At 45.8% G+C, this 11,237-nt stretch carries 10 protein-coding genes and 3 pseudogenes; 3 read left to right on the forward strand and 10 right to left on the reverse strand.

The genetic code is table 11. The annotated features are described in order from the left end of the window. The 10 genes and pseudogenes from KIV40_RS18895 to KIV40_RS18940 all read right to left on the reverse strand — a co-directional run. Nucleotides 1-457: pseudogene (locus KIV40_RS18895) on the reverse strand (IS3 family transposase); the annotation flags it as partial. Next, the gene (locus KIV40_RS18900; RefSeq protein WP_285350741.1) at nt 451-618 is read right to left on the reverse strand and encodes a hypothetical protein; all 168 of its coding nucleotides are present in this window, start codon (nt 616-618) and stop codon (nt 451-453) included. The gene KIV40_RS18900 and the pseudogene KIV40_RS18895, both read right to left, overlap by 7 nt. 201 nt (nt 619-819) lie before the next feature. Next, nucleotides 820-1,986: pseudogene (locus tag KIV40_RS18905) on the reverse strand (UDP-N-acetylglucosamine 4,6-dehydratase family protein); the annotation flags it as partial. 194 nt (nt 1,987-2,180) lie between these two features. Continuing rightward, on the reverse strand, nt 2,181-3,020 hold the full coding sequence (locus KIV40_RS18910; RefSeq protein WP_285350742.1) for a glycosyltransferase: 840 nt from the start codon (nt 3,018-3,020) through the stop codon (nt 2,181-2,183). 9 nt (nt 3,021-3,029) lie between these two features. Further along, nucleotides 3,030-4,208, reverse strand: coding sequence for an MFS transporter (locus tag KIV40_RS18915; RefSeq protein ID WP_285350743.1), 1,179 nt, complete (start codon nt 4,206-4,208; stop codon nt 3,030-3,032). Continuing rightward, nucleotides 4,202-5,089 (reverse strand): phytanoyl-CoA dioxygenase family protein, encoded by an 888-nt coding sequence (locus tag KIV40_RS18920; protein WP_285350745.1) that lies wholly within the window; start codon nt 5,087-5,089, stop codon nt 4,202-4,204. Before KIV40_RS18920 ends, KIV40_RS18915 begins: the two co-directional genes overlap by 7 nt. After that, complete coding sequence (locus KIV40_RS18925) at nt 5,082-6,338, reverse strand: DegT/DnrJ/EryC1/StrS family aminotransferase (protein WP_285350746.1); 1,257 nt, start codon at nt 6,336-6,338, stop codon at nt 5,082-5,084. Before KIV40_RS18925 ends, KIV40_RS18920 begins: the two co-directional genes overlap by 8 nt. Then, entirely contained in the window at nt 6,335-7,432 is a 1,098-nt protein-coding gene (locus KIV40_RS18930) for an acetylneuraminate cytidylyltransferase (RefSeq protein WP_285350747.1), read from the reverse strand. The genes KIV40_RS18925 and KIV40_RS18930 overlap by 4 nt, the downstream gene beginning before the upstream one ends. Nucleotides 7,433-7,588: 156 nt before the next feature. After that, nucleotides 7,589-8,584: an aldo/keto reductase gene (locus KIV40_RS18935; RefSeq protein WP_285350749.1), complete on the reverse strand. Its 996-nt coding sequence runs from the start codon at nt 8,582-8,584 to the stop codon at nt 7,589-7,591. 604 nt (nt 8,585-9,188) lie between these two features. Beyond that, nucleotides 9,189-9,278: pseudogene (locus KIV40_RS18940) on the reverse strand (DUF2956 domain-containing protein); the annotation flags it as partial. Nucleotides 9,279-9,423: 145 nt separating this feature from the next. On the opposite strand from KIV40_RS18940, the gene KIV40_RS18945 reads away from it, so the two are divergent. The 3 genes from KIV40_RS18945 to KIV40_RS18955 all read left to right on the forward strand — a co-directional run. Then, complete coding sequence (locus tag KIV40_RS18945) at nt 9,424-9,909, forward strand: DUF2919 domain-containing protein (protein ID WP_285350751.1); 486 nt, start codon at nt 9,424-9,426, stop codon at nt 9,907-9,909. Nucleotides 9,910-9,951: 42 nt separating this feature from the next. Continuing rightward, nucleotides 9,952-10,854, forward strand: a complete 903-nt coding sequence (locus tag KIV40_RS18950) for a Dyp-type peroxidase (protein WP_285350753.1) — start codon at nt 9,952-9,954, stop codon at nt 10,852-10,854. A 182-nt stretch (nt 10,855-11,036) separates the two neighbouring features. Further along, on the forward strand, nt 11,037-11,237 hold a 201-nt coding region (locus tag KIV40_RS18955; RefSeq protein WP_285350754.1), incomplete at its 3' end, for an IS66 family insertion sequence element accessory protein TnpB.

The following is an 11,237-nucleotide window of genomic DNA, read 5'->3' on the forward strand; positions in this document are numbered from 1 at the left end:
CATGCCCGGGGGAATCTTCGCGAGCCCGGTTGTTTGCTCACTAAGCCAGCTTCGTGCATGATTTTCTGCACTTTAAATCGACCTACGTTGATATTTTCGGAGCGCAGCATCGATACAAGGCTTCGACTGCCTGCTGAACCTCGGCTCATGCTAAAGAGCTCTTTTATTCGGCTAATCAGTCGGATCCGTTGGACATCTGGTTTACGCTGTTTAGACGCGTAGTAACAAGATGAGGCGACACTAAACAGTTCGCAGAGCATTTTGACCGATTCATACTCCCTCAATTGGTCAATTGACTAGAACGTTCGAGTTCGTCCGACATTAAGAGAGCGGTGGCCTTTTTTAGAATGGACTTTTCTCTTTCTAAGCGACTGATTCGAGCTTCTAACTCTTGGATTTTCTGTTGCTCAGGAGTCAATGCTTTACTCTTCGCCATAATCTTTTGTCTGCTCACTCTCGAACTTCAACCACTTCAGCATAATGTGCATGTTTGGAAATATCTTGTGCGTACCAAGCTAGTGCATCACGGCTACGGATTGTTCCATCCGCTTCGAGTTCAACTTGAGTGCCCTCAACAACAACTATCCACATACAATAGCGAACTGAGTCGGTAAGCATTAATTTCAGACAACATATTAGCAGCTTCAACAAGGGTATCTGCACTGTTTTCATCATTGGGGCGTAACAAAGCCTCTAACAGACCATTCTCATATGATCGAGCCCTTTATAGAGTGTTTGTAACGTTTCTCCATGCGTACGCGTTCTATTTGGAATCGTTAAAATGGGATGTCAATCAGGATAGCTACAGAAAAGCACCTGTTAGAAAACTTCACAGTTTTCTTTCGGAACTATAGCGGTTTGGTAGCCCGTCGGCGCTGACAGAAGTGTCTGCTTGATGGCGACTGCATCATGTTCGTTACAGTTACGTTCAAGCTCGTTTAAAACTAACATCATCTCGTGCCAGCTGAGTTTTTCTTCCATGGCCGTCATTATTTTATGATGGCAGGTTTCTTCTACGTTGCCGCCAATCAGTAACTCTTCATACAATTTCTCACCCGGACGGAGGCCAATGAACTGGATAGCAATTTCATCATGATGCGTGTTGCCCAGTAAACCTTCTTTTTTACCCGATAATTGAATCATTTTACGTGCCAGCTCAACGATCTTGACTGGCTCGCCCATATCCAGCACAAACACCTGTCCATTGTGCCCCATAGCACTGGCTTGAATGACCAGTTCCGCCGCTTCTTGAGTGAGCATGAAATAGCGAACGATTTCCGGATGGGTAATAGTGATTGGGCCGCCTGTTTCGATCTGCTTTTTGAACAGTGGAACAACCGAACCCGATGAACCAAGGACATTGCCAAATCGGACGATGGTAAAGGTAGTAGCGGTCTTTTTGTCCGCTAAGGCTTGCAGAACTAATTCGGCCAGTCGTTTACTGGCACCCATGATATTGGTCGGTCTGACGGCCTTATCTGTGGAGATAAGGGTAAAGTTTTCTACCTTAGCCTCAATCGCGGCCTGAGCACACGATAACGTACCAAACACATTATTCTGGATGCCTGCGATGATATTGTCTTCGACCAATGGAACATGCTTATAAGCGGCAGTATGGTAGATGGTATCCACTTGGTGGTTTTTCATGAGCGTTATCAGGCGTTGCTCGGTTTGGACGGAGCCCAGTATTGGAATAATTTTTACTGTGCTTGCGCTGGTTATGGGGCTGCCACTTAACTCTTGATCAATTTGATAGAGGTTATATTCATTCAGCTCAAACAGAATCAGGCTCTTGGGGTTTTGCTTAAGCACTTGTCGGCACAATTCCGAGCCAATCGAACCGCCAGCGCCTGTCACCATCACATTCTTGCCGGTAATGTTTTTTGCCAGTAGCTGCTGGTTTGACGTGATCGCCTCACGGCCGAGTAAAGCGGCGATGTTCAGGCTAGGATCATTCAGTGGAGGCGAATGTTTTACGATAATAGGCTCTTGCTGTCCTCCGGTTCTAAGGTCTAGTTTGGCAACGCCTTCAGCAGACATCGCCGCTGACTGTAATGGCTCTGTGCTTGAAATATCAAATACACTTGTCATGGTCGCTTCCTGATTTCACTCAATAGCAATGATTTACGCCCGATAATGTTAAGAATGTTTTGGGCGGCTCATGGGGTTGATTGCGCTGATTAACTGACACTCCGGACGATGTCTTCCCAACTCTCCGCCAACATACGTTCTGTAATCGGTAACTGGTGTTTATCGTGGATGTAATGGCAGTTGTTATGTGTTGCTTCCGACCCAGCAGTGTCTGCTTTTGGGTGTGGGATGTGGTAGGCCTTGGCATCCAAAAGTAGCGTAAACTTATGTCCAGCGTTAAAAAGCCTCAGCCCCAGCTCGACGTCTTCACCGCCCCAATGGGTAAAGTTCTCATCAAAACCGCCAGCTTCAATAAAATCAGAGGTTTTACCAAATAGATGCCCGCCCCAGAAAAACAGCCACGGATGAGTGTCGAAGCCTCTCATATGCCCGATTTGATTGAGCAGTTTCTGGCGGCAATCCAAGTTCGAGTCCTGTTGTGTCAAAGAGTCAAACAGCGTGTTGAAATCGTTGCTATCGAGTAACTGAGAGAAAGTATTGTTAGCGACGAAATGCTCTTCAAAACCGTGGCAGAATCCGATCTGGATGTGATCTGGGTTTCTTTCCATTTCGGCAAGGTGTATTTGTAGTGCGTGTTGTTCAAGAACTACGCCGCTGTCCAAATAAAATAGGTATTCGCCAATCGCTTGCTGGCTGCCGAGGTTGCGTGCGCTCGCCGCTCTGAATCCTAAATCGGGCTGAAAGCAGTAACCGATGTTCAGCCGAGAAGAATAGCTTTTGACCAACTGTTCGGTATTATCTGACGAGCCATCATCAGCAACGATGACTTCGAAGCACTCGGTTTGCAACGACTGCTGGCAAAGTGATTCGAGCGTCTTCTCTAGAAGGTTCGCGCAGTTGTAGGTCGGAATGATGATACTGATTAACATGCTGTTTTCCTAAAGTGATGCGTATTGAGGTTTGTGCTGATGCTTGGCAAGCTTTAAGGCCGCAATACCAATGACTAAGCCGCTGGCAGCGACGAAATACATGCCGCTGCTCAGGCCAAAATGCATTGCGATGAAACCGATAGCTGGTGGGCCCGCTAAACCACCAATGGAACCACAGGTGGATATCAGTGATAAACACCCAGGGCCAATGGCAGCCGCTGAAGCGTAAATGATGGGTGAAACCAAAGAAACGGTTAAGCCGACGATAGCGAATGATCCCCATGAAGCGTAAAGCCCAGACAGCCACACGCCTGTTGCGAGTGAAAAGCTGACGATAAGTCCGGCAAAGGCAATCAGGATGGCGTCGTTGTATTGCGAGCGTAGGTTGTCAGCAAAGAGTCGACCAATGAACATCGCAGCGGAAAACACCAAGACACCCGAAGGGGCGAGTGACGTGCTGACCTCAATTACATCTTTGAGATAAATCGCGCTCCAGTCATTCATTGACCCCTCGATGATGGTTGCACTCAGGACGATGGTGCCAAGTACCAAGGTTGTTTTGTTGATCAGTTTTGGTTCAGGTTGTTTGTCTTCTGAATCGGATGTACTGCACTGTTCTGAGGTTCGATACGCAACGGAAAATAACGTCAGAAGCGATAGAAAAATGACAGCGCCATGAACAATCAGTTCGAACGAAACAAATCGAATCAGACCCATTGAAATCAAAGCCGCTGCCGCCAATCCTAAACTGAACACAGCATGCAAGCGGGACATGCATTTAATGTCGTGTTTACGTTCGATGTCACTTCCGTAAGTGTTGATCGCAGCGTTAAGCCCTGCGCAGCATATGCCCTCTATAAACATCAAAACCAAACCTAAGTGATAGGAGGTGTTGCTCATGATTAAAGGGAGCAAACAAGCGGCAATACTTCCTAGTAGCAGTGCCATTTTTCGAGCACCCACATGGTGTAGTAGCCAAATAGTGAGCGGGAAAGCGGAGATTGCCCCAAGACTTGTCGCGAGAAGGAAAAAACCGAGATCCATGTCAGTAATGCTCATGGCGATTTTCAAGTCCGCGAGTCGTGATGCCCAGCTCCCAATGTTCAAGCCTAACGCAAAGAACAGGCAAAGAGCGGGCATAGTAACGGCCAACCAACTCGGCTGCCGTGAGTGACTTGGCTTTACCATGGCTCTAGTCCTACCAATTTTCGGCCCAAAGGAGTTAGTTCGAGCGGCGTAAAGGGTTCAGGATCGAGCTGACCTCGCCAGCCGCGTAACCACGCTGGTGGACGAGCGTTTTGGTAGCAATTCACGCGCTCTTCTCGTGACTGGTACAGCACTGGGGGCACGTGCTCTTCGCTGTCGGCTTTGTACATAGCAATAAACTGAACAAGGCGAGGGTTGAGATGGTGAGTACAAACGTTGCCATGAGGTAAGCGACTGTCAAAGATGACCAAACTGCCAGCAGGGGCATCTATCTTCGTGATGTCCTGCTCGGTGAAAGGGTAGACATCCTCCAGATACAATCCATTAATGGTGAATTGATCAAACAGGCTTGGATCGTGGAACGTGTTGTCGATAATCTGGCAATACACTTGTGGGAGACCACCAAACGCACCTTGTTCTTTTTCTGTATCAGTCAGGTAGATCAATCCCTGGTAGACAGGAATATCCATTTGACGGAAATCATAATCCCAATGCATTCGATTCGAATCATTGCCATATTGCGGTAGGTCATAACGGCACGGTGGTTTAAAAGAGGCGCGATCCATGGTGACCCACAATTGTTCTTCATTTAGAAGCTGAGCGAAGGCCTGATAAACGTCTGGATGTTGACGAACCTGCCAAAACGCTGGGTGATGATGCATCGGGACGGAACCCGTGTCATTGATTGGGTCCTGTTTGTACCAGGTGTCTCTATTGTTGAGGTCGACTTCCATAAAAGAGCAGATCGCTTCTATGGATGACTGGCATAACTCCTGCGGGACAATGGACTCGATAACGGTATAACCTTGTTCTGCAAGCTGCGCTCGTTTCTCATCCCAGTAGCGGGCATTTTTACTATCCATGATTGCCTCCTTGAACTTCTGCCAATACGTCGAGTAGTGTTGATGCACATTTTTCAATGTGCTCTGCATTCCAGGTTGGGTGGAGGTGCAGGTTGAGTGTGCGCTGAGAAAGCGAATACGCCATTGGGCATATCTGATTGTCATACTGAACCGATTGAGGGTCGGTGTATTCGCTTGAGTGAAATGGGAAGTTGGCTTTACCGAAACCAATCAAATCGGTGTAGGCTTTTTCACGGTATGCTTCAGGCCACAGCACTTTGGTTACCGGAATTCCTTTCTCGACCAGCTTCTTGTAGACGGACTCTGTGCGTTGCTCATCAAATGACTGGTCGAAAACAATTGGGAATAGCCAGTAAGCATTTTGTCTGTCTGGTGTATCGAGCGGCAGGCTTTCAATGTATTGGCACTGAGATAAACATTCGCGATAAATGAAGGCATTTTTGCGTCGGTTGAGTAGGTTCCAATCGTCAAAACGCTTCAACTCGTTGAGGCCGATAATCGACTGAATTTCGGTCATTCGATAGTTGTAGCCAACACGGTGATGGATGTATTTTTCCTTTTCTTCCATCTCCAGTAGCGCCAGCTTGTGTTTAACGTCGAAACCATGGTCTCTAAACGAGCGACATTCCCACGCTAGGTTCTCATCATTGGTGGTAATCATTCCACCTTCACCGCCAGTGGTGAAATGCTTGCTTTGACAAAAACTAAAGGCCGCCGCATGACCCAATGTACCGACTTTCTGGTTATAATATTGGCCACCAATGCACTGTGCGGCATCTTCAATCACCTTGATTTGATAGCGTTCAGCGATTTCCATAATTGGCTGCATATCGCAGACCACACCATACAAGTGAACGACGATAATCGCGCGGGTACGCTTAGTCACCAAAGCTTCAATTTTGTCCGGATTGATCGTGTGATCAGCGCTTACATCACAGAAAATCGGGATCGCGCCAGCCTGTAAAACTGCATATGAAGAGGCGATAAAACTGTATGAGGGCACGATGATTTCATCGCCTGGGCCAATGTCCATCGCACTGATGATGGTGTGTAGAGCAGAGGTACCAGACGAGCAACTGATGGCAAACTCAGAGCCGCACCACTTCGCAAAGGCGTCTTCGAATTCTCGCCCTTTGTTTCCAGTCCAGTAATTGACCTCACCAGACTTCAGTGGCTCTATAACATCTCGAAGAGAATCGGGGTGAAATGCGGGCCACTTGGGGAATGTTGTTGTGTGTTGCTCATTCATAATGCTTTCTCTGTAATGTGTTGATATTCGGTGTTGCAAATAGAAGAGCTGCGATTGAGCAGCTGGATAATTTGATTGATGATTCTGTTCATGCCGTTGCTCAGATCGAATGTCTGGAGTCGGTTGGAGATAGTGCGCCTTAGCTGATTGTTGGTGGCGAGTCGTAAGATCTGACGTTCAATAACAGAATGATCCACCAGTTGGCCATTTCCGCAGTATGGAAAAAGGGCATCTCGATAGAAGGTATGAAGGCACTCTCTCGCATTAGCCGAGATCACCACGGTAGGTAAGCGCATAAAAGCGGCTTCAAAGACAGTTCGGCAATTGGCGGTAATCGCCATGTCCACCTGAGCCATCAGCGGTGCGATGTCCTGGCCGATAAACACTTCCGCGTTAAGTGATTTTTCCTGTATGAATCGCATGACTTCTTTTGGCTGTTGATAAGAGCCGCCTAAAGCGATGACATAGTTCAATTGGCAGAGGTAGTCGTTGCGGGCGATGACTTCCAAGGTTTTTTGGGTTAGATTGCTTGGGTCTTCGCCACCAAAAGTCAGCAGAATGCTACGCACCGAAGGGCTTAATGTGTTGCTGTTTTTTCGGTGCAGAAAAAACTCTTTTCTTATATCAACATAATCATGGCCAGATAGCTCTTGACCCAGCCCGGTTTTCGGGTAAACGGCATTAATGACGCAGTCTGCATGTATTCCACCAGTGCCGAGATCCTCAAAATTGATGATTGGAGTGTTGAGCTTTTTCAGCGCACTCACATACGCTTCGGATGTATTGAGGACATCATTAATAATCAGATCAGGCTTTGCTTGGGCGATGATGTTCAATAAGTCGTCATCGCTTGCCGCTAGTTGGTATTGCGAGATGCTTTTTTGCTCGCAAAAGGCTAAACCAAGGGAGCTATTTGGAGTCAGTACAAACTTGGGGTCAATGAAATTGGGTAAGGATTGCGCAATCGTCCATGCACGGTAGCAGTGCCCAAGACCTTTTCCTTTTTCTCCTTTGATGACAAAAACCACTTTGTTTAGCCGCGGTAGCCGAGTATCAATACATTTGTTGAGGTTTTCAGTGACATAGCTGTCCATAGTTTGGTCCCGTTCCTAAGTCGTGGAGATGGTTTAATTTTGCGACAAAAAACAACACCAAAACGCTAACATTTATTCGACAATAAAAAATGAACAAAGGCCCCCTTTTAGGGGGCTCACACAAAGCCACCTTCTTTAGAAGGTGGTAATTTACTTTTAGACATTGACCCCTTTCATACCTTCTTCAGAGTAACGCTGCCCTTTTACTTCAAATTGAAGTGGGATGTTATTCAATGTAATAAGGTCTTCTCTCTCTATGATTATTTCAGATGCCTGAACATTTTCTTGGAGATAGTGCCGTTTCTTAGTTCCTGGAATAGGAACGATATGTTCATATTGAGCTAACAGCCATGCCAACGCGATCTGGCCAGGTGTTGCTTGATATTTTTGTGAAATCGGTTGAATGATGTCTAGAATACTGCGGTTGTGATTGATGTTCCCATCTAGGAATCGATCATTGGTTTTGCGAAAATCGCCATCTGGGAGATCACTATTACGCGTTAACTTGCCCGTTAGGAAGCCTCTTCCTAAAGGAGAGTAGGGCACTAAGCCGATGTTATTGGTTTTCAGTGTTCCAAGAATATCTTCCTCAATGTCTCGAGTCCAAAGTGAGTACTCTGTTTGCAGAGCGGTGACTGGAAAGACTGAGTGTGCTTTAAGCAGTGTTTTTGAAGAAACCTCACAAAGTCCGACATGAGCAATTTTGCCTTCTTTGACTAACTGTCCTAAGCAATCCATGCTTTTTTCTATGATCTTACTGTCGACTCGGTGAAGGTAAAACAAATCAATACACTCGACCCCTAAGCGCTGAAGAGACTCCTCGCAGCATTTTCGTATATAATCCGGAGTGTTATTGATGTTGCGAGCGTAAGCAGCGTCTGCAGGACGTTCGATACCGCATTTTGTGGCAATTTTAATTTGTTGGCGCTGAGAAGGTTGTAGTTTAGATAGGTAGTAACCAATCAGTTCTTCATTGTGACCACGTCCATAAAAGTTTGCGGTATCAATGAAGTCAACACTAAGCTCAAGTAACTGGTCAAGTAGCATTAGAGATTGTAGGTCATTTGTTTCGCCATAGAATTCACTCAACCCCATCGCACCATAGCCAATTGAATTGACTGTTAACCCATTTGCAAGTTCACGTTTAAGCATAAAGCCTCCTTATGTAGGCCTAAATTCTTTCATGAGCGAACTGAGGGCTGAATTCTCTTTTTTCTTATACCTAAAAGGTATTACCATCAGTCACGATAAGCTGGGTCTAAGTAGTCGAGTAAAAATGACTTTGTTACGTAGTTGAGGCGCTGTCACAAATTTCAGCCTATTAGAGTAGGGTTAAAACTATTGTCAAATAGGGGGCGTTGCACAGTTATCTTCATGAGCGTTATTTTAATCAGAATCAGATGTTTAAAGTTTTGTTTATTGCTTGGAATTTACGGCTATGGTCGTGGGAGTTAAAGGTCTGTGTATCTTTCTTTACCACTAGAAGCACTGACCGTTTAGTCACTGAGTCTAACAGCGCGGTACAGTCCACCATATTGGAATCTCAGGGTTCTAGTATTCGTTTAGTTGTGGCATTGCTTTGACGTTCCAATTTCATGTTGTATGTTTAAGGCGGGTTGCCAGACATCAATTGCGTAGGCAGTTTGTCAGATGCTCTTGTTTCAGGGAAACCATAAATATTACTTGTAAGTTAAACAAAGCCTGATTTCAATGACGGTTACCTTTTTCGATACCATCATCATTTGTATCATTACAGGCCTGGCTTTTGGGTTGATTTGGCAATTTTCATTGCTTCAGTTTGGGTTTCTTGAGAAGGCGCGGGTGCTGTTGTGTTTTTCTTTTTCATGCTTTTTTATCGACGTCACTGTAAATCTTAACTTAGTTTATCTGCGTAAGATGATAAAATGAACTTTAGTTCTCATCTTTGCTGGGTTGCAACTCTTAAGCGATCGGTTAAAGTGGCGTTTTTATGAAACTAAGAAGACGATATTGTGCGTTACTCATTTGATCAGTACGACGCTCATGGATTTTTGAAAGCGCCAATTATGTTATGGCTAGGTTGGATGTTCCTAGCACGCTCTTGGGTGGTGTTTGCCATGGCAGGAGTGAGTAGAGACAGCGGTAGCAAGATACTATCGATTGTTTATCCCGACTCTAATACGTTATACCTTGGACTATCGATGGGTATTCCTAGCCTGTTGCTGATGTGGTTAATGGGCTTGCGTCATCCTGACAGAGGCTGGGTGAATCAAATTACCCGATATGGTCGCGCTATGACTTTGATCTTGTGCGGTATTCAATTGGCTCAGACCATGTATCATGTCTACCTCGAAAATGGCGTATTCAACTGGGCAAACGCGCTCACAATTACCCTGTTAACTTGGTTTATGATCTATCTTCTAAATGGAAGATGGGTGAAAGACTGCTTCAACGTGCCACAAGTTGAGCACAAAGAAGAACAGCCATCAAAAAATTAAGAACAAAAATTTCCCGTACGGGGCAATAAAGAGGATATCTCAATGTCACAAGCTCAAACGGCGATTGTGCCTGAAGCAGGACCATTTGCACTTTACACTCAGTTAAAGGTGAACCAAAACCGTGAAAACGTACTGGCGAAACTGAAAGCGCTACCTGAGCTAGTAAATGAGCTAAATGCGAGCCAACCAGGTGCAGACCTAACGATTTCTATCGCATTCACTAAGTCTTTCTGGCAGCACCTAAACATGCAAATGCCAGAAGAGTTGACCGACTTCCCTGAGCTAGGTGAAGGCGACGTGATTGCGCCTGCATCTGATGTTGATGTACTGATTCACTGTCACTCAACTCGTCACGATTTGCACTTCTATGTACTGCGTAAATTCCTAGTGGATACAGCAGAAGATGTAACAGTCGTCGACGAAACTTACGGTTACCGTTACCTAGATGCTCGTGACATGACGGATTTCGTAGATGGCACAGAGAACCCGAAAGGTGATGCGCGTGCTGACGTTGCATTGATCAAAGACGGCGCTTTCGCTGGTGGTAGCTACGTGATGGTTCAACGCTTTGAGCACAACCTTCCTGCATGGAACCGTTTGAATGTCTCTGCTCAAGAGAAAGTCATTGGCCGTACTAAACCAGACTCTATCGAGCTAGAAGACGTTCCAGCTGCTTCTCACGTAGGTCGCGTAGACATCAAAGAAGAAGGCAAAGGTCTTAAGATCGTTCGCCACAGCTTGCCATACGGCACAGCGACTGGTGCACATGGTCTGCTGTTCATCTCTTACTGCAACACTATCCACAACATCAAAGTGATGCTTGAAAGCATGTACGGTGTGACGGATGGCAAGACAGACCAACTGCTTCGTTTTACTAAAGCGGTAACAGGCGCGTACTTCTTCGCTCCATCACAAGAAATGCTAGCGGAATTGGCAGTGAAGTAACGCTTCGCCTACTCCTACATATCGAAAAAGGCAGAGTGATCTGCCTTTTTTATTTCTTCTCATTCTTGCCTGATAAGACTAACTGACCGTCAGCGGTCTTTTGTAAGCGCTCCATAAAACCCGCATTCTAATCGCCTAGCGCGAAGAATAAGATCAAGTCTCCAACCATGAGGAGATTTGAAATGGGAAAACGACACACTAATCAAGAATGGCAAACGCTCATCGAGCAGTCTGAATCGAGTTCATTGTCAACGCTTGCATTTTGTAAGCTTAATGAACTCAATCCCTCGACGTTTTATGCTAAGCGCCAGCAACTCAAAAAAGCAGATGTCTCTCAAGGCTTTGTACGGGCAGAGGTCGTCGAAAAGACAACGAAATATCAA

This window comes from Vibrio sp. D173a (genome assembly GCF_030248475.1).